The organism is Brevibacterium luteolum (genome assembly GCF_013004595.1).
Lineage (GTDB): Bacteria > Actinomycetota > Actinomycetes > Actinomycetales > Brevibacteriaceae > Brevibacterium > Brevibacterium luteolum.
In genome coordinates, this window is sequence record NZ_JABEMC010000001.1 from 540,603 (window position 1) to 559,918 (window position 19,316).

The 19,316-nt window shown below is 67.8% G+C and carries 14 protein-coding genes; 10 read left to right on the top strand and 4 right to left on the bottom strand.

The window, feature by feature from the left end; genetic code table 11:
* Positions 1 to 48 precede the first annotated feature (48 nt).
* The 3 genes from ilvC to serA all read left to right on the top strand — a co-directional run bounded on the left by ilvC (position 49) and on the right by serA (position 4,385).
* Positions 49 to 1,077: a ketol-acid reductoisomerase gene (gene ilvC, locus HLA91_RS02525; protein ID WP_170273364.1), complete on the top strand. Its 1,029-nt coding sequence runs from the start codon at positions 49 to 51 to the stop codon at positions 1,075 to 1,077.
* A gap of 186 nt (positions 1,078 to 1,263) precedes the next feature.
* Positions 1,264 to 2,553 carry a GNAT family N-acetyltransferase gene (locus tag HLA91_RS02530; protein ID WP_170273365.1) on the top strand — a complete coding sequence of 430 codons (1,290 nt, stop codon included), beginning with the start codon at positions 1,264 to 1,266 and terminating at the stop codon, positions 2,551 to 2,553.
* A gap of 239 nt (positions 2,554 to 2,792) precedes the next feature.
* Entirely contained in the window at positions 2,793 to 4,385 is a 1,593-nt protein-coding gene (serA, locus tag HLA91_RS02535) for a phosphoglycerate dehydrogenase (protein ID WP_170273366.1), read from the top strand.
* 253 nt (positions 4,386 to 4,638) lie between these two features.
* Here serA and HLA91_RS02540 read toward each other — a convergent pair whose 3' ends face one another.
* The gene (locus HLA91_RS02540; RefSeq protein ID WP_170273367.1) at positions 4,639 to 5,490 is read right to left on the bottom strand and encodes an HpcH/HpaI aldolase/citrate lyase family protein; all 852 of its coding nucleotides are present in this window, start codon (positions 5,488 to 5,490) and stop codon (positions 4,639 to 4,641) included.
* A 131-nt stretch (positions 5,491 to 5,621) separates the two neighbouring features.
* Between HLA91_RS02540 and HLA91_RS02545 the strand changes: the two genes are divergently transcribed.
* The 6 genes from HLA91_RS02545 to HLA91_RS02570 all read left to right on the top strand — a co-directional run bounded on the left by HLA91_RS02545 (position 5,622) and on the right by HLA91_RS02570 (position 12,337).
* Positions 5,622 to 6,665, top strand: coding sequence for a 3-isopropylmalate dehydrogenase (locus HLA91_RS02545; RefSeq protein WP_170273368.1), 1,044 nt, complete (start codon positions 5,622 to 5,624; stop codon positions 6,663 to 6,665).
* A gap of 110 nt (positions 6,666 to 6,775) precedes the next feature.
* Positions 6,776 to 7,873, top strand: coding sequence for a branched-chain amino acid aminotransferase (locus HLA91_RS02550; protein WP_170273369.1), 1,098 nt, complete (start codon positions 6,776 to 6,778; stop codon positions 7,871 to 7,873).
* Positions 7,874 to 8,285: 412 nt separating this feature from the next.
* The gene (locus HLA91_RS02555) at positions 8,286 to 9,683 is read left to right on the top strand and encodes an MFS transporter (RefSeq protein WP_170273370.1); all 1,398 of its coding nucleotides are present in this window, start codon (positions 8,286 to 8,288) and stop codon (positions 9,681 to 9,683) included.
* Between the two features lie 118 nt (positions 9,684 to 9,801).
* Positions 9,802 to 10,869 carry a lipoate-protein ligase small subunit gene (gene lplB / locus HLA91_RS02560; protein ID WP_102161697.1) on the top strand — a complete coding sequence of 356 codons (1,068 nt, stop codon included), beginning with the start codon at positions 9,802 to 9,804 and terminating at the stop codon, positions 10,867 to 10,869.
* A 37-nt stretch (positions 10,870 to 10,906) separates the two neighbouring features.
* The gene (gene thyX, locus HLA91_RS02565; protein ID WP_170273371.1) at positions 10,907 to 11,692 is read left to right on the top strand and encodes an FAD-dependent thymidylate synthase; all 786 of its coding nucleotides are present in this window, start codon (positions 10,907 to 10,909) and stop codon (positions 11,690 to 11,692) included.
* Positions 11,693 to 11,740: 48 nt separating this feature from the next.
* Positions 11,741 to 12,337 (top strand): CG0192-related protein, encoded by a 597-nt coding sequence (locus HLA91_RS02570; RefSeq protein ID WP_170273372.1) that lies wholly within the window; start codon positions 11,741 to 11,743, stop codon positions 12,335 to 12,337.
* Between the two features lie 98 nt (positions 12,338 to 12,435).
* Here HLA91_RS02570 and HLA91_RS02575 read toward each other — a convergent pair whose 3' ends face one another.
* From HLA91_RS02575 to hrpB, 3 genes are all read right to left on the bottom strand, one after another.
* A complete protein-coding gene (locus HLA91_RS02575) occupies positions 12,436 to 13,179 on the bottom strand; it encodes a hypothetical protein (RefSeq protein WP_170273373.1) in 744 nt (247 codons plus the stop codon).
* Positions 13,180 to 13,406: 227 nt separating this feature from the next.
* Positions 13,407 to 14,345 (bottom strand): 3-methyladenine DNA glycosylase, encoded by a 939-nt coding sequence (locus HLA91_RS02580; RefSeq protein WP_212753892.1) that lies wholly within the window; start codon positions 14,343 to 14,345, stop codon positions 13,407 to 13,409.
* Positions 14,346 to 14,368: 23 nt separating this feature from the next.
* Positions 14,369 to 16,951 carry an ATP-dependent helicase HrpB gene (gene hrpB, locus HLA91_RS02585; RefSeq protein WP_170273374.1) on the bottom strand — a complete coding sequence of 861 codons (2,583 nt, stop codon included), beginning with the start codon at positions 16,949 to 16,951 and terminating at the stop codon, positions 14,369 to 14,371.
* Between the two features lie 221 nt (positions 16,952 to 17,172).
* Between hrpB and HLA91_RS02590 the strand changes: the two genes are divergently transcribed.
* Entirely contained in the window at positions 17,173 to 19,299 is a 2,127-nt protein-coding gene (locus HLA91_RS02590) for a hydantoinase/oxoprolinase family protein (protein WP_170273375.1), read from the top strand.
* The last annotated feature ends 17 nt before the right edge of the window (positions 19,300 to 19,316 follow it).

Here is a 19,316-nt window from a genome sequence, read left to right on the forward strand (position 1 = left end):
ATCCCGCCGCTGACCAGCACCACCAGACCCCTACACAAGGAGAATCCCATGGCAGAGCGCTTCTACGACGACGATGCTGACCTGTCCGTCATCCAGGGCAAGAAGGTCGCCGTCATCGGCTTCGGTTCGCAGGGCCACGCCCACGCACTGAGCCTGCGCGACTCCGGCGTCGACGTGCGCATCGGCCTGTCCGAAGGCTCGAAGAGCCGTGACAAGGCCAGCGCGCAGGGACTCGAAGTCGGCACCCCGGCCGAGGTCGCGAAGTGGGCTGACGTCGTCGTCATCCTCACCCCCGACCAAGTGCAGGCCGACATCTACAACAGCGAGATCAAGGACCAGCTGAGCCCCGGCGACACGCTCGTCTTCGCCCACGGATTCAACATCCGCTTCGACTACATCACCCCGCCTGAGGGTGTCGACGTCATCATGGTCGCCCCGAAGGGCCCAGGCCACGTCGTGCGCCGCGAGTTCGTCGACGGCCGCGGCGTGCCCGTGCTCGTCGCCGTGGAGAAGGACGAATCCGGCAAGGCCTGGGACACCGTGCTCTCCTACGCCAAGGGCCTCGGCGGCCTGCGCGCGGGTGCGATCAAGACGACGTTCACCGAGGAGACCGAAACCGATCTGTTCGGTGAGCAGACCGTGCTCTGCGGCGGTGTCTCCCACCTCGTGCAGTACGGCTTCGAGACCCTCACCGAGGCCGGCTACCAGCCCGAGATCGCCTACTTCGAGGTGCTGCACGAGCTCAAGCTCATCGTCGACCTCATGGTCGAAGGCGGCATCGCCAAGCAGCGCTGGTCGTGCTCGGACACCGCTGAGTACGGCGACTACGTCTCCGGCCCGCGGGTCATCACCCCGGAGGTCAAGGAGAACATGAAGGCCGTCCTCGCCGACATCCAGTCCGGTGCCTTCGCCCAGCGCTTCATGGACGACCAGAAGAACGGCGCCAAGGAGTTCAACGAGCTGCGCGCCAAGGAGGAGAAGCACCCGATCGAGTCAACCGGCCGGGAGCTGCGCAAGATGTTCGCCTGGCTCAAGGACACCGACGACGACTACACCGAAGGCACCGCCGCCCGCTGATCCAGCGGTGCTGTGCGAGCGGCTGAGGCTGGTGAAGGCCCCTGCCGGTTCCTGAGAGTCGACAGCTGTGGCCCGGTCCGCATGGGCCGGGCCACAGCTGTGTCGCCGCGCCCGAGGTGGAGGCCGCGCCCGAGGTGGTAGCCGATTTTCGGATGCAGGGGTGCCAGGTTCGGCTAGTGTTGTGTCGTGACTAACTACCGTTTCGAAACCTTCGAGCCCGTCGTCGACGACAAGGGTGTGCCCGACGCGCAGACCGCGGCCTACCTGCAGATCGTCACCGCCGGGTTCCATGACCGCAAGCTCACTGACGAGGCACTGGTCAAGAAGGCCCGCCGCACGATCGCCGACAAGCGGGTGCTCACGGCCGTCTACGCCGACCAGAACCTGCCGTATGCCTATGAGCCGCACACCCCGGTGGCGACGTTTGCGCACTTCGAGAAGAAGATGAACGTCGGCGGCGGCCGGCTCATCCCCACCCACCTCATCACCTGGGTGACGGTGCGCCCGACGCATCGCCGGCGCGGGCTGCTGCGCTCGCTCATGACCGCCAACCTCACCGAAGCGAAGGCCGCCGGCTACCCGTTGGCAGCGCTGACCGTGACCGAGGGCGGCATCTACACCCGTTTCGGGTTCGGCACCTCGACATGGATGTCGACTGTCGAGATCGACACCTCCCCGGGCTTCAAACTCGCCTGCGAACCCGACCGCCGCGTCGAGATGTGCCCGGCCTCGGTGCTGACCGAGCTCGCCCCTCAGATCTACGAGCGCTTCATGCAGCGCTCACCCGGTGCCATCGAGCGCCAGCAGGCCTATGTCGACATGGCCTCGGGCACCGTCAACCCCGAGACCGGGGAAGAGGACCGCGATGTGCGTGCGGCCCTGCACTACGACGAGGACGGCAACCCCGACGGCTACGTCAGCTACAAGTTCATGGGCTGGAAGACCGACCCGCCGACCGTCGAGGTCATCGACCTCATCGCCGTCTCCGATGCCGCCTACTCGTCGCTGTGGGCCTTCGTCGCCGCCATCGACCTCGTCGACCGCGTCATCTACGACGAAGCCGCCCAGACCTCGCCGCTGCCGTGGCTGGTCGACAACCCGCGCCGGGTCAAGATCAAGGACCAGCACGACGCCGTATGGCTGCGCGTCCTCGACGTCAAAAAGGCCCTCGAAGCCCGCCCGTGGCCGGTTGCCGGACAGCTGACGATCCGGGTGCGCGATGACATGAACCTCGCCGACGGCACGTTCTCCATCACCGCCTCCGATGGATCTGCGACCGTCGAGGCGGTCTCGGCCTCGCATGCTGTCGACCTGGAGCTTGGCGTCGCCGAACTCGGCTCGATCTACCTCGGCGGTGCCGACCCGGTCATCCTCGCCCGGGCCGGCCGGATCACCGAGCACACCGAGGACGCCGCCGTGCGGGCCCGGGAGCTCTTCGCCCTCGAACGCGCCCCATACGGACCCAACGGATTCTGACCCGCCCGGCAAGGCAGGTGAGAACCGCCTCCGCGCTGGTGACCACCGCCTCGGGCCAGGTGAGCCCCGCCTCGGGACCGGGAGCCGTTCTTATCATGTGACCCCTTGCGAATGCCCTCGCAAGGGGTCACTACGATAGGAAGCGCACGCCGCCGGCCCTGCACGCACGCGGGCGCGGCTGCCTGACTCATCTGTAACATCGCGACGCTTACGAGCCGGCGCCGCTGCAAGGAGGAAACGTGACCAAGCCTGTGGTGCTCATCGCCGAGAATCTGTCGCCTGCGACCATCGACGCCCTGGGACCCGATTTCGAGACGCGCCACTGCAACGGAGCCGACCGCAGCGAACTGCTGTCCGCCATCGCCGACGTCGACGCGATCCTCATTCGCTCGGCCACCCAGGTCGACGAGGAGGCCATCAGCGCCGCCGGTAAGCTCAAGATCATCGCCCGTGCCGGCGTCGGCCTCGACAACGTCGACCTGCCCGCCGCCACCCGCGCCGGCGTCATGGTCGTCAACGCCCCGACCTCGAACATCACCTCCGCGGCCGAGCTGACGATGGCCCACATCCTCGCCTCCGCGCGCAACTTCGGCGCCGGGAACTCCTCGCTTAAGGCAGGGGAGTGGAAGCGCTCGAAGCTCACCGGCGTTGAACTGTACGAGAAGACCCTCGGCATCATCGGCCTCGGCCGGATCGGCGCGCTGGTCGCCGAACGCGCCCGCGCCTTCGGCATGAAACTCGTCGGCTACGACCCCTACATCACCCAGGCGCGCGCCGCGCAGATGGGCGTGACCGTCATGGAGCTCGACGAGCTGTTCGCCTGTTCCGACTTCATCACCGTGCACATGCCCAAGACCCCGGAGACCATCGGCATGATCGGCGCTGAGGCGTTCGAGAAGACCAAGCCGGGCGTGCGCATCGTCAACGTCGCCCGCGGTGGCATCGTCGACGAAGAGGCCCTCGCTGCGGCCGTCGCCGACGGCCGGGTCGCCGGCGCCGGCATCGACGTGTGGGCGACGGAGCCGCCGGAGCACTCCGCACTCATGGAGCAGGACTGCGTCAACGTCACCCCCCACTTGGGCGCCTCGACTGTCGAGGCGCAGGAGAAGGCCGGTGTGGCCGTGGCCAAGTCGGTGCGCCTGGCGCTCTCCGGTGAGCTCGTGCCCGATGCCGTCAACGTCGCAGGCGGGGCCATCGATCCCGACGTGCGACCGGGCATCCCGCTCGTCGAGCGGCTCGGCCGCGTCACCTCCGCACTGGCCGACTCGTCGGTCACGCACCTGACTGTCAGCGTGCAGGGCGAGATCTCCTCCAAGGACGTCTCCGCGCTCAAGCTCGCCGCCCTCAAGGGCCTGTTCCGCGACGTCGTCTCCGTCCCGGTGTCCTACGTCAATGCTCCGATGCTCGCCGAGGAGCGCGGCGTGGGTGTCGAACTGCGCACCAGCGAGATCGTCGAGGGCTTCCGCAACGTCATCACCCTGACGGCTGCAACCTCGAACGGCTCCAGCGTCTCGGTCTCCGGCACCCTGACCGGGCCCAAACAGGTGCAGAAGCTCACCGGCATCAACGGGTTCGAGATGGAGATGCCGCTGGCTGATCACATGCTCATCTTCCAGTATGAGGACCGCCCGGGCATCATCGGCATGTTCGGCCAGGCGCTCGGCCGCAACGACGTCAACATCGCCGGCATGCAGGTCTCGCCGAGCTCCACCGGCGACGAGGCGCTGGCCGTCATGTCCGTCGACCGCGCGATCCCGACCGAGACCGTCAACGCGCTCGCCGGTGCTGTCGACGCCTCCCAGTTCACCGCCGTCTGCCTCGAAGAGGACTGACACCCGGCCGGCCGGTCACCGGCTGTCGGGCACCTGCGGCAGGACGCCTCGGGGACGGATCTCGACCGTGCCCGAGGCACACTGCCGTTGTGTGGGGTGCGGCACCGCGGTGCCGGGGAGCGGGAGTGAGGAGTCTGAGGCCTCGAATTCGCCTCCGCCGGGCAGCGGGGCGCCCTCGCGTTTGGTGCGTCCGAAGATCGCCTCCTGGCTCGACGGCGGCTCGGCGGCTGCGGCCGGCCTGTCGTCGGGGTGATCAGGCGTTCCAGAGGCCGTAGGAATCGGCCAGCTGAGCGATCTTCTTCGCGCGTGCCAGACGGGGCAAGTAGGAGCCGTCGACGATGTCGTCGGTGCTTTCGGCCTCGGCGAGCATATTGCGCGCCCATGCGCGGTCGTCCTCGCTCGGGGCCAGGGCGGTGTTGAGTGTCTGGATCTGGTCGGTGTCGATGACGAGCTTGCCGGTCATGCCCATCTTCATCGTCCACAAGCAGTCCTCAGTCACCCGGCCGATGTCGGCACCGACCGGGCTCGGTCCGTCGATCGCGCCGGGCAGCCCGCCCACGCGGGTGGCGACCACGAGACGGGAGCGTGCATAGGCCAAGGCGATCGGGTCATCGGCGACACCGGTGTCCTTGCGGAAGTCATTGGTGCCCAGCGCCAGCCGGAAGGTGCCCGGCGCCTCGGCGATGCGGGTGGCGTTCTCGATCCCGCGAGCGGTCTCGATGAGTGCGAGCACCGGCACGCCGGCACCGGCGCGCATGGCGGTGTAGGTGACCTGTTCAGGGCGTTCGGTGTTGGGCAGTATGACGCCGCGCAGGCCCGGGGTGCCGTTGAGGGCGGCGAGGTCGTCCTCCCACTCCTGGGTGCCCATCGAGTTGACACGCACCCAGCCGCCCATGCCGTTGTCCAGCGCGGCGACGACGTTGTCGCGGGCCAGGCCCTTCTTGTCGGCAGGGACGGCGGCTTCCATGTCATAGATGAGTGAATCGGCTTCCGAGGTCTGCGCGGCTTCGAAGGTCTCCTTCTTGGCGGCATTGATGAGCAGCCAGGAGCGGCTGAGCTTGGCGGGAAGGGACGCGGCGCGCGTGTTGCGCAGAGAGTGAGCCATGCAGGTGAGTCTACGGAGCAAATGCGCGGCGGTCACTTCCCCAGCGCACCGTGTTCAGGATGCAAGACGGCAAGTCGTCATATGAGACGCGTTCATAGGGTGGCAGTGAGCTACCGCGAGGAAGGATCCCCATGACGACGCACAAGATCGCAGTGATGCCCGGTGACGGAATCGGCACCGAAGTCGTGCCCGAGGGCCTCAAGGTCCTCAACCGGGCGATCGAGGCCGCCGGCGAGCCCGTCACCCTCGACACCACCACCTTCGAGGCATCGGCCCGCCGCTGGCACGAGACCGGTGAGACGCTGACCGATGACGAGCTCGCCCAGCTGCGCGACTACGACGCGATCTACTTCGGCGCCTGCGGCGACCCATCGGTGCCTTCCGGTGTGCTCGAGCGCGGCATCATCCTCAAGATGCGCTTCGGCCTTGAACACGCCGTCAACCTGCGGCCCTCGAAGTTCTACGCCGGAGCCCGATCGCCGCTGGCCGAGCCCGGCGACATCGACTTCCTCGTCGTGCGCGAGGGCACTGAGGGCTCCTACACCGGCCAGGGCGGCAACCTGCGCCAGGACACTGTTCACGAAGTCGCCACCGAAGTCTCGGTCAACACCTGGTACGGCGTCGAGCGCACCGTGCGCTTCGCATTCGCCAAGGCCCAGGCCAGGAACAAGAAGCTCACTTACGTCCACAAGCACAATGTCATGGTCCACGCCGGGCACCTGTGGCGCCGGGTCGTCGAGCACGTCGCCGCCGAGTACCCCGAGGTGTCCGTCAACTACGAGCACACCGATGCGTGCACCATCTACATGGTCACCGACCCGGGCCGCTACGACGTCATCGTCACCGACAACCTCTTCGGCGACATCCTCACCGACCTCGCCGCGGCCGTCACCGGCGGCATCGGCCTGGCCGCCTCCGGTAACCTCAACGTCGAAGGCACCGCCCCGAGTCTGTTCGAGCCGATCCACGGCTCGGCCCCGGATATCGCCGGGCAGGGCATCGCCGACCCGACCGCCGCAATCCTCTCCGCAGCCCTCATGGCCGAGACCCTCGGCATGGAGGTCGTGGCGAAGTCCATCCAGACCGCCGTCGAAGCCGATCTCGCCGAACGCGGCGTGGCCAAGCGGACAACGGCAGAGGTCGGCGACGCGATCGCCGCCCGGATCGGCGGCTGAGACCCAGCCACCGCCTCGGGCACGGGGCGATGCCATAACCTAGGAGACGAGGCGCTACAGTGTGCCTCATCCCATACGACGTTGAGCACCAGACGAATCGGAAAGCGACGATGACTGAATTTCAGGTTCTGAAGAATATGCAGCCGGCTCCGGAGCTGGTGCGAGAGGCGATCAAGGAGAAGCCTGGCTTCGGCGAGCACTTCACCGACCACCTGTCGCACATCCGCTTCACGCGCGCCCAGGGCTGGCACGCCCACACCGTCAAGCCCTACGGCCCGATCATCCTCGATCCGGCTGCGGCGGTCTTGCACTATGCGCAGGAGATCTTCGAGGGTCTCAAGGCCTACCGGCACGCCGACGGTTCGATCTGGACGTTCCGCCCGCAGCTCAACGCCGCCCGCCTCGCCCGCTCCGCCGAGCGGATCGCCCTGCCGCAGCTGAGCGAGGAGGACTTCCTCGCCTCGCTGTCCGAGCTCGTTGCGGTGGATGCCGCCTGGGCGTCGGCGCCGAAGAACGATCTCGATGAGGTGTCGCTGTATCTGCGGCCGTTCATGATCGCCTCCGAGCGATTCCTCGGCGTGCGCTCCAGCCACGAGGTCGACTACTACGTCATCGCCTCTCCTGCCGGCCCGTACTTCCCCGGCGGCATCAAGCCGGTGTCGATCTGGCTGTCGCGCACCCTCAAGCGCGCCAGCGCCGGAGGCACCGGATTCGCCAAGTGCGGCGGCAACTACGCCGCCTCGCTGGCTGCCGGTGACGAGGCCGCGGCCAACGGCTGCCAGCAGGTGCTGTTCACCGACGCGGCCGAGGGCAAGTACCTCGAAGAGCTCGGCGGCATGAATCTCATGCTCGTCACCAGCGACAACACCCTTATCACCCCGGAGCTCGGCGACTCGATCCTCGACGGCGTCACCCGCCGGTCGGTGCTCGAACTCGCACCCCAGCTGGGGCTCCGTGTCGAAGAGCGCAAGATCGAAGTGGCCGAATGGCGCGAGCGCCACGCCGCCGGTGAGATCGTTGAGGCGTTCGCCTGCGGCACCGCTGCCGTCGTCACCCCGATCGGCAAGCTCGTCTCCGATGACTTCACCATCGACCACGGTGAGGAGCCCGGCGAGATCACTATGTCTCTGCGCAAAACGCTGCTCGACATCCAGTACGGCCGCGCCGAGGACACCAACGGCTGGCTGTACAAGCTCGCCGACGGCTGAGCCGAGGTCTCGCTGGTCAGGCTCGTGGAGTCGAGGCTGGTGTCTGGCTTTAAGGGCCGTCCCTGTTCATGGTGAGTCGTCCCGGGTGACGGCGAGGAATCTCTGCTGATGGCGTGCGGCCCTTGGTGACAGTGGGGCCGTGCTAGGTGATGGCGAGCGGTCCCCGATGACCGGACGCGGTCCCTGATGAAATTCAGTAAAGCTATTCATGTTCTCGAGGCCCTAAACCATGAATAGCTTTACTAACTTTTCGGTCGAGCCCGCCGCGTGGCAGCTGCGGCTGGGTCCCGGGCCTCATTCGGGCCCAGCTCTCACTCCACCCGCCACCCCACCCTGCCCCTCGCCCACCTCCCCTCCACCTCGCTCACCTCTCCTTTTGCTCAGACATGTGCAAAAGAGTACGATGCGCCTCATGCCGATCACCCATGACCGCGCCACCGCCTCGGAGGCGCCGACAGCTGACGAAGTCCTCGCCACCCTGCCGTGGAAGTGGCACACGCAGGGCGCCATCTTCATCATCGGCGGCCTGGGCTTCATGTTCGATGCCTGGGACGTCGCCCTCAACGGCTTCCTCATCCCTCTGCTGTCCGACCACTGGAACCTCACCATCGGCCAGGCCGCCTGGATCGCCACCGCCAACCTCATCGGCATGGCCCTCGGCGCCGTCGTGTGGGGCGGCATCGCCGACCGCATCGGCCGCAAGCGCGCTTTCACACTGACCCTGCTGTTCTTCTCCCTGTTCACCATCGCCGGAGCCTTCGCTCCGAACATCGGCCTGTTCCTCGCCTTCCGCTTCCTCGCAGGCTTCGGACTGGGTGGTGCGATCCCGGTCGACTACGCCCTCGTCGGCGAGTTCACGCCACGCAAGCACCGCGGCCGCGTGCTCACTGCGATGGACGGCTGGTGGCCGATCGGCGTGACCCTGTGCGCCTTCGTCTCAGCCTGGATCCTCGACTTCGGCGACTGGCGCCACATCATGCTCGTCATGGTGCTTCCGGCCCTGCTCATCGTCTTTGTGCGCCTGTTCATCCCCGAATCGCCCAAGTACCTCATGGCCGCCGGCCGCCAGGACGAAGCCGACGCAGTGCTCACCCGCCTCATCGAGCGCACAGGCAGCCCGGTCACCGAATGGCGTCACGACGCCATCGAACCGCTGCCCCCGCGCAAGGGCCTGGGCGAATCGCTCTCGGCTGCCTCGGGCCAGATCGCCGAACTGTGGCGCTACTCCGCCCGCATCACCATCACCGCCTGGCTGCTGTTCGTCTCCGTGCTGCTGCTGTACTACGCGGCCCTGACCTGGCTGCCGAAGATCCTGCGCGAACAGGGTCTGGGCGACCAGGCCGCCTTCCTCCTCACCGGCCAGATGACCGCGATCGGCATCCTCGGTGTCATCGTCTCTGTCGTGCTCATCGAGACCACCGGACGCAAGTGGATGCTTGGGACCACCTCGCTGGTGGCCGCAGCGGCCCTCGTCGTCTTCGCCATCTCGCTGGGCCAATCCGGTGCAGAGCTCAACCTGCTCGCCAAGGTCAGCATCCTCGCCTTCGGCTTCTTCATCCAGATGGCTGTCCCGGCGCTGTACACCTACGTCTCCGAGCTCTACCCCACCCGCCTGCGTGGCTCCGGCTTCGGCTGGGCGTCCTCGGCCTCCCGGGTGGCCACCGGCATCGCCCCGATGATCTTCGGCTCCATCATGTGGCCGCTGCTCGGCCTGACCTGGACGTTCGTCCTCACCGGTGCGCTCGCCGTCGTCGCCGTGACGGTCATGGCTATCTTCGCCCACGAGACCACTGGCCGTGAGGTCGGCTGACCGGTCCCGAGGCGCGGGTTCCGTTTCCGAGGCGTGGGCCCCGTGCCCGAGGTGCGTTCCGTCTCGGCTGTGGCCGGCACCACAGCAGGAGGCGGCCGAAGCGCGATAGCGTGGAAGTATGAGCAGCTTCCACGCAGAGCACAAGGTCGTCGGCGGCAAACTCGTCGTCGCCGACATCGACACCGACGGTCAGGCGATCACCGCCGCGAAGATCTCCGGGGACTTCTTCCTCGAGCCCGAAGACGCCTACTTTTCCATCGGCCCGGCCCTGACCGGCGCACCGGTCTCCGCGACCCGCGACGAACTCATCGCCCGACTCGATGCTGCGCTCGCCGCGTTCGGCGATTCCCTGCAGCTGCACGGGTTCTCCACCGGCGACATCGCCACCGTCGTCCGCCGGGCCCTGACCCAGGCGGCGAATTTCACCGACTTCGACTGGAAGGTCATCCACGGCCCCGTCCTGCCCAGCCGCATCAACGTCGCCCTCGACGAAGTGCTGCTCACCGAGGTCGACGCCGGCAACCGGCAGCCGACCCTGCGGTTCTGGGAATGGGAGGACAGGGCCACCGTCATCGGCTCCTTTCAGTCCTATGTCAACGAGCTGCGCCCCGAGGGTGTCGAACGCCACGGCATCGACGTCGTGCGGCGGATCTCCGGCGGGGGAGCGATGTTCATGGAGGGAGGCAACTGCGTGACGTACTCGATGTACGTCCCCGACACCCTCATCGCAGGCCTCGACTACGCCGAGTCCTACGCGTTTCTCGACCGCTGGGTCATCGCTGCGCTCGCCCGCGAAGGCGTCGACGCCTGGTACCAGCCGATCAACGACATCACCTCCACCGGCGGCAAGATCGGTGGAGCCGCCCAGCGGCGCCTCACCTCGGGAACGGTGCTGCACCACGCGACGATGAGCTACGACATCGATGCCGACAAGATGGTCGAAGTGCTGCGCATCGGCGAGGCGAAGATGTCGGACAAGGGCGTGCGCAGCGCCAAGAAGCGCGTCGACCCGCTCAGGCGTCAGACCGGGTCGAGCCGCGAGCACATCATCGAGACCATGATCGAAACGTTCACAAGCATGTACGGTGCTGAACGCGACACCGTCACCGAGGCTGAACTCGCCCGCGCCGAAGAGCTCGTGCAGACCAAGTTCGGCACCGAGAAGTGGACGCATCGGGTGCCGTAGACTGACCCCAAGCCCGCCACGTCACCGAAGGAGCACCGTGCGCCACGTCGAACCCTCCGCCACGCTCATCGCCCGTCCCCAGATCGACTGGGAGGCCATCAACACCTACCTCGCCGACGTCGGCGGCAGCTCCTGGTCTGAGCGCGTCGCAGACGCCGACAGCCCTGATGGCGAGGATCTCGTCGAGTTCTCCGGCCGCATGTGCTACCGCTCCTGGGAGCCGGGACTCAACCCCAATGTCGGGCGCGTGCGCACGGACTCGGCCCAATACCTCGGCAACGTCATCTCCTCGCAGCACGGTTCGGTGCTCGAACACGCCAACTACACCTTCGTGCTGCACAACGTCTCCCGCGTGCTCACGCACGAGCTCATCCGGCACCGCGCCGGCTGCGCGTACTCGCAGGAGTCGCTGCGCTATGTGCGCCTGGAGCAGATCCCCTTCTGGTTCCCTGAGTGGGCGCGCGAAGACGAGGAGCTGATGGAACGCTGCCTGGCCGTTCTCGACACGCTCGAAGAGCACCAGAAGTGGATGAGCGAGCATTTCAAGCTCGATGAGGAGGGCACGAAGTTCGCGCACAAGAAGCACATGACCTCCTTCATGCGCCGCTTCGCCCCTGAGGGACTGGGCACCGGCATCGTCTACACGGCGAACCTGCGCTCCCTGCGCCACGTCATCGAGATGCGCACCGCTCCTGGTGCCGAGGAGGAGATCCGGCTGGTGTTCGGCAAGATCGCTGAGATCATGCAGGCCGAGGCGCCGGCGATCTTCGCTGACTACTCGATCGAAGACGGAGCCTGGCTGCCCGGCACCCGCAAGGCCTGACCGATTCCGATGTGCTGACCACCTTCTGACCTGGGATAAGGAGCCGCCATGGCACAGCTATACGATGCACAACTCTCACCCGGCAAGCTCGAACTCGTCCAGACCTGGCTGCCGAGCCAGGAGTGGTCCGGCCTCGACGCCGAGGTGCCGCTGGAGGTCGTGACGAGCTACCGGTTCGACGATCCGGCCGGCGAGGTCGGCATCGAGATGCACCTCGTGCGCGCCGCCGACGATGCCGATGGGCCGATCTACCAGGTGCCCGTCACGTACCGGGGTGCCCCGCTTGAGGGCGCCGAGGACGCGCTCATCACAACGATGGAACATTCGGTGCTCGGTAAACGCTGGGTCTACGACGCCGTGGCCGACCCGGTGTTCGTCGAGCAGGCCCGCCGCACCATCGCCGAGGCGGACACCTCGGCTGAGGAGATCATCGTCGACGGCGACAACCCCGGTCCGCGCACTGACATCGCCGACGCCCGCGGCACCGGCTGGGATGCCGCAATCAAGGCCGTCGAGGAAGCCGACCTCAACGTCACCCGTCTCCTGGAAGCCGATCAGCTCGCCGGCGCCGAGACCGGCCCCGGCATGCTCATGGCGACGTGGGACGGGCAGCCCGAGCCGGTCGAGCTCATGCGTCTGGTCTGACAGCAGCCGCATGAACTGAGTTTCCGCACAACAGACCGCGGGCGCGTGAGATCGGCTCTCACGCGCCCGCGGTCGTCGTCAGTCAGGCCTGGTGCGCCTCAGTGACGCGGCGGGATCTCGTTGCCGTTCTCGTCGAAGCGCGGCTCCTGAACATCCCGGCCCTGCGGGTCGAGTCCCTGGCCGTGATCATGACCCTGCCCACGCGGATCGAACTCCTGTCCCTGTGCGCGAGCATCGTGCTCGTGCGCACTCGGTGCGGCGTGATCATCGTGCTGACGGTGGCCATCACGGCCCAGCTCGTCGCGTCCGAGTCCGTCGTGGTGGCGATCGTCATGGGCGAGTCCGTCGTGGTGGCGGTCGTGGTCGCGGCCATCATGACCGTGGTCGTCACGTCGGGCAGCGCCAGTGGCACCGGCAGCACCAGCGCCCGCGGCACCAGCCGTCCCGGCGGCTGAGCGCTTTCCGGACTTCTCATCGAAATCGGGATCGAGCTCATTGGCCTTGGCCTCGCGGCGCTTGAGCTCCTCGCGCTCAGCGGCCAGCTGCTCCTCTTCGCGGTTGATGGTGCTTTCCTTGCGGTCGGCCTCCAGACGGGCCTTCTCAGCTTCAAGTCGACGATTCTCAACATCGAGCTCGCGCTGACGGACGTCGATGTCGTGCTGCTTGTTCTCCTCGCGGAGCTGCTCGGCCTCACGACGCTGCTGTTCGCGGCGGCGCTCCTCCTCGATCCGCTTCTGTTCTTCCTTCTTCTTCGATGCCTTCATCAGCGCGGCGACGATCGCAATGATGATGATGACGCCGATGACTGCGGCGATGATGAGGAGCAAGGTCTGATTGTCCATGAGATGTCCCTCCGTCAAGGAGACTTGGTGCCTCCACTGCCACCAGCATAGTCCTCTGACCAGGAGATGTAACGGGTTTCACTGCACCGGGTGCAGGCATTCCGCCAGACGCCGGGCCAGGGCGCAGATGAGGGACGACACTGGCTGCACGCGCGAATCCTTGGAACCAGCGCGTGTCCGCAACCGGTCGATTCCCAGCCCCGAGCCCAGCGCGCGGCAATACAGCGTCAGCTGAGCGGTTCGATTCCGACGGCGGCCAGCGCATCGAGCAGCTCGATGCGCAGCCGCTGGGCGCGCTGACTGAACACCTGCTGCCGACGCATGTACTCAGCCTTGCCGGCGGCCGTCTCAATCGCTACGACCCCGTAGCCCCACGCCCGCACGTCATACGGGCTGGCCTCCATGTCAAGCGTCCGGATATCGCGGGCGAGATCGAACGCGTTGACGATCACCTGCGAGGGCACGATCGGCCCGAGCTTCATCGCCCACTTGTACAGATCCATCCCGGCGTGCAGACAGCCCGGCTGCTCCATCGACACCATCGTCTTCCGCTCCGGCGTGAGTGTGTTCAGCGGCCGGGCGGCCGGAGTGAAGAACCGGAACGCATCGAAATGCGAACACTGGATCCGATGGGATTCGACGACCCTGTCGGTCTCCGTCTGGCTCAGCCGCAGCGGCACCTGCTCATGCCGGTGCTCATCAGCTGGCTGCCGGTAGACCATCGCCCATTCGTGCAGCCCGAAGCAGCCCAGCTGCGCCTCCCGATCCAGAGTTGCCGCAAGCAGGTTCGCGATGAACTGCGCGCCCTCACCCCGGTCGGCCTTCCAGGCCGGGACGTCGACGAAAGCAACATTGCCTGCGACCGTCCACCAGCGGCGGGCGAACTGCTCACGATCTGCCGCCTCGGGGGCGGCGAGCCCGATCCCGGCGCCGGGCTGGTAGCGGGCCACCTGTGCAGGAGTGAAGGGATAGTAGGTGAAGAGGAAGTCCTCGACCGGGTGCTTCTCGCCGCGGGCCCGGCGCGCCAGATGGGCGCCCATCCGCTCTTCGACTGCGGCGGCGAGCTCGGCGGCGGCAGCCTTCCAGGTGGCAGCGTCGATGACCGTCTCGGGCGCAGGAGTCGCAGCCGAGCCGGAGGTGGAGGCAGGGGTGGTGTCGGTGTGCATCGTCTGCCCATTGTCGCAGACGCTCAGCGGCCTGAGCGCTTGGTGCCGCGGGCAGGTGGGGCGGTGAGCGGATCCTCCGGCCACGGATGCTTGATGTAGCGGCCGCGGTTCTCTGCCCGCACGCCCGGGTAACCCTGCTGCCAGAATGAGGCGAGATCGGCGGTGACCGCCAGCGGCCGGCCGGCAGGGGAGAGCAGGTGCATAAGCACTGGCACTTGTCGGTCGCAGATGACCGGACTCGCCTGCCAGCCGAAGCACTCCTGCAGCTTGACCGCCAGCACCGGAGCGGCGATCTCGACACCGGCAGGGTCCGCGTCGTTGTCACCGTGGTCCTCCGGTGCCGGATACCGCAGCCGCACATTGGAGCCGCTCGGTACACCGATGCGCTCCGGCGCCAGTTCGTCGAACCGGCCGGCCTCCGGCCACGGCAGCAGATTGCGCAGGGCAGACGTCCAATCGATTCCCGTCGCCGAGGCACCGGCCGCCACCCGGGTCAGCTCGCCATGGCACCATTCTGCGAGCCCGGACTCAAGAGCAGCGAAACGGACATCGGGCCAGGGTGCGCCGAACACGGCATGCAGCAGCCCGAGCCGGCCGCGCAGTTGCGCGAACCCGGGATTCTCACCGATCACCTCGCGAAGCCCGCGCTCGCGGATGAACGCGGCCACCGCCTCGGCGCCGGCATCCGGGTCTGCCTTCACCGGAGTCGCCGACAGCTCGATCGCCCCGAGGCGCTCGATGCGGCGGGCTGAGAGCTTCCGGCCGTCGAAGCGCGTGGCCGTCTCGGTGACGTAGAGGTCGGCGGCGAGCAACTCGGCAGTCTCCCGGTCGAGCGGGGCGGCCGCTCGGATGAGGGCGCGCTGGCCGGCGAGGGACACCTCGGCGACGGCGAGCCATTCGTGGCCGCAGATCCGGGCCTCGCGCGGCAGGGTGGCGCCGGTGCCGGAGGTGAGCAGGTACTCGTCTTCGCTGCCGGGCCGCAACCGGGCGATCCGGTCAGGATAGGCCAGCGCGATGACGGTGGCCACCGCCTCGTCGAGCGGCACCGGACCCGAGGCGATCGCGCCGGTTTCTGTGTCCTCGCCGGTGTCTTCTCCGGTGGTCTCGGCCAGGATCCGGGCGAGCCGGGCGGTCTCCCGGGTGTACGTGCGCGGGGATGCGCGGCGCAGCTGCCGGACGGCGGCAACCGCGTCGGCACCCGGGCAGCGCAGATCCGAGGCCAAGGCGGCGACCACCTCGGCGGCGGCCGCGGTGCCGATGAATGCTGCGCCGTCGAGCAGGCCGCGGGCCATGCGCGGGTCGGTGGGAATCCGGGCGAGCTGCCGGCCGCGGGCTGTCGCGGTTCCGGTGTCGTCGAGCGCGCCGAGCAGCCGCAGCGTCTCAGCAGCCTGGGCAGCCGGGCGATCCGGCAGCGGGTCGGGCAGTTTCAGGCCGCGACCGAACGGCGCGCCCCAGCAGGCCAGGTCGAGGACAGCGGAGGTGAGATCGGCGGTGCGGACCTCCGGCGGGGTGTGCGCTGGCAGCGCGGCACAGTCGGCTTCGCTCAGTGCGCGGATGGCCAGGCCGGGCCCGAGGCGGCCGGCGCGTCCGGCTCGCTGGGTGCAGGCGGCCTTCGAAGCCCGCACGGTGGCAAGGCCAGCGAACCCGCGGCCGGTGTCGAAGTGCGGCACCCGAGCCAGGCACGAGTCGACCACGATCCGCACACCGGGCACCGTCAGCGCTGACTCCGCAACCGAGGTGGAGACGACGACCCGGCGGGAGGTCTCCGTGTCCCTGCGCGGGGTGAGGATCGCGTCTTGCTCCGCAGCAGGGGTGAAGCCGGTAAGCACCCGGACATCGGCGGGCACACGGCCGCGCAGCAGCGAAGCCAGGGCTTCGACGTCGCGGATGGCCGGCATGAATACGAGCGCATCGCCGGAGGCCTCGGTGCGGAGAGCGGACTCGACGAGGTCTGCCATGTGGGTGAGGAACTCGCGGGTGATTCCGCGGGCATCGATGGGCCGGCCGGGGCCGGACTGGCAGCGGATCTCAACCGGGTGCAGTGACGAGCTGACGTTGAGGACCGGGCCGCCGATGAGCTCAGCCCACCGCTCGGCTTCCAGGGTCGCTGACATCGCCACCAGCGTCAGGTCCGCGCGCAGGCCGGTGGCATCAACCGCGAGGGCGGCGGCGAGATCGGAGTCGAGGTGGCGTTCGTGGACCTCGTCGAGCACGATCGCGGTGACACCCTCAAGCCCGGGGTCGGTGAGCATCCGGCGCAGCAGCACGCCGGTGGTGACGAACTCGATGCGGGTGGACCGGGAGACCTGCGCATCCTCGCGGACCGTATAGCCGACCGCCTCGCCGAGGCGGGTGCCGCTCAGCCGCGCGAGCCGGCGGGCAGCCGCCCGGGCGGCCATCCGGCGCGGCTGGGTGACGATGATCCGCCCGGCCGGCAGCAGCTGGGACAGTGCCGGCGGCACGACAGTGGTCTTGCCGGTGCCCGGCGGTGCGGTGATGACCGCCCGCAGACCGGCAGTCGAACCGGCGTGACGTTCGCCCAGCTGAGGGATGAGCGCAGCCGCCGGCAGGCCGGAGGCGATGGCGTCGAGGTCGAAGGAGTGCACGCCTTCAACCTAACGGATCGTCCGGTTGCTAAGCCGGGGGGCCGGCAGTGAGGCTGCGGAGACTGGCAGTGCCCGGCCCTCCAGAATCCTGCCAATGAGGCAGCTCACTTTTTGTCACTGTCTGCCGAGTGATTCGGAGCAGCCGCCGCGCATGCTTGTTCAAAGCAGTGAAGTTCTGCCAGACGCGAAGGCGCGTCGGCACACGAGAAGCAGGGGTGAGAATGACTCAAGGCAGCGCACGGATCCGCATCGGGATCGATACCGGCGGCACATTCACCGACGTCGTCGCGTTCAACGAGGACACCGGCACGCTGACGACGACGAAGACCCCGTCGACCCCAGCCAACCCCGCTGACGGGTTCATCAACGGCATCGAGAAGGTCCTCGCCGAACTCGGCGCCACCGGCAGCGACGTCGCCGCTGTCTCCCACGGCACGACGGTGGCGACGAACCAGCTGCTGGAGGGCAAGCTGGAGACGATGGGCTTCATCACCACCGAAGGCTATGAGTTCGTCCTCGAGATCGCCCGTCAGGCCGTGCCCGACGGCTACGGAAACTCCTACTTCTGGGTCAAGCCCGAACGCATCGTCACCGCCGACCGTGTCAAGACCGTCGGCGGCCGTCTCGACTTCGAAGGCACCGAGGTCCGCCCGTTCGACGAGGACGGCGCCAGGGCTGTCGCCGCTTGGTTCCGCGACGCCGGCATCAACGTCCTGGGCGTCAACTTCCTGCACGCCTACGCCAACCCGGCCCACGAGCAGCGGATGCGTGAGATCCTCACCGAAGTCCACCCCGAGGCGATCGTGTCGCTGAGCTCCGAGGTGCTGCGGGAGTACCGCGAATACGAGCGCTCGATGACCACCCTCGTCGATGCCTCTGTCAAGCCGAAGGTCTCCCGCTACGTCGCCAACATCCATGAGCGCCTCGATCAGTTCACCGGCGCCGAGCACGGCGACCGTGAGCCGATCCCGTTCTACATCATGAAGTCCAACGGCGGTGTGCTCTCCGCCGACGAGGTCGTCCACCAGCCGATCACCACCGTGCTGTCCGGGCCGGCGGCAGGCGCCCTCGGCGCCGGCCTCATCGCCCAGGAAGCCGGGTTCTCCAAAGTCCTCACCTGTGACGGCGGCGGCACCTCCACCGACGTCACCGTCATCATCGACGGCGAACCGGCGCTCACAACCGAGGGGTCGGTGGGTGTCTACCCGTCGAAGATCCCAATGATCGACGTTGTCACCGTCGGTGCCGGCGGCGGTTCGATCGCCTGGACGACCGAAGAGGGTCAGCTCAAGGTCGGCCCGCAGTCGGCTGGCGCCGATCCGGGACCGATCTGCTACGGCCAGGGCGGCACCGAACCCACGATCACGGACGCCCACCTGCTGCTCGGTCGCATTCCGCCCCACCTCCTCGGCGGCGAGATCCCACTCGACGTCGAGGCCGCCCGCACCGGCATCGAAGAACTCGCCGGTCGCCTCGGGCTCAGCGTTGAGAAGTGCGCGACCGGCATCCTGGAGATCTCCGCCTGGAACCAGGCGAATGCGCTGCGTCAGATCTCCGTCAAGCGCGGCCTCGACGTCCGTGACTTCATGCTCGCCTCCTTCGGCGGCTCCGGTTCGCTGCTGGCCTGCCGGCTCGTCGACCTCCTCGACCTCGCAGGCGTCATCGTCCCGCTCAACCCCGGCAACGTCTCTGCGTTCGGGCTGCTGACCGTCGACGTCAAGAACGACTACGTGCAGACGCATGTCGCCAAGGACGAAGGACTCGACCTCGGCACCATCGACAGCATCTTCACCGCTCTGCAGGATCGTGCGGCAGCTGCACTCGACGCCGAAGGATTCGCCGCCGCCGACCACCGCTACGACCGGTCGGCTGACCTGCGCTACTTCGGGCAGGCCTTCGAAGTCCGCGTGCCGGCACCGGCCGGGGAGATCACCCGTGAGTGGGCCGATGAGGTCACCGACGCCTTCCACACTGAGCACCGCCGCCTCTACGGCTACGACTTCAAGGGCGATGGCGACCAGTTCGTCGAATGGGTCAACCTGCGCGTCTCCGGCATCGGCCCGATCCAGCGGCCAGAGCTCGCCAAGCTTGGGGAGGCCTCTGCCGCCCAGCCGCTTAACGACAGGGCGCTGGCCAGCCAGCGTCAGGTGTGCTTCGACGCAGACGACGGCTACGTCACCGCCGACGTCTACTGGCGGCCCGAGCTGCTTTCCGGAGATGTCATCTCGGGTCCGGCGATCATCGAGGAGTTCGGTTCGACCGTGCCCGTGCATCCCGGCTTCACCGTCCGCGTCGATGACGCCGGCAACCTCGTCATCACCCGCAGCTCATCCGCCGACCAGTCCTGAGCCCGCGCCGAAACCAG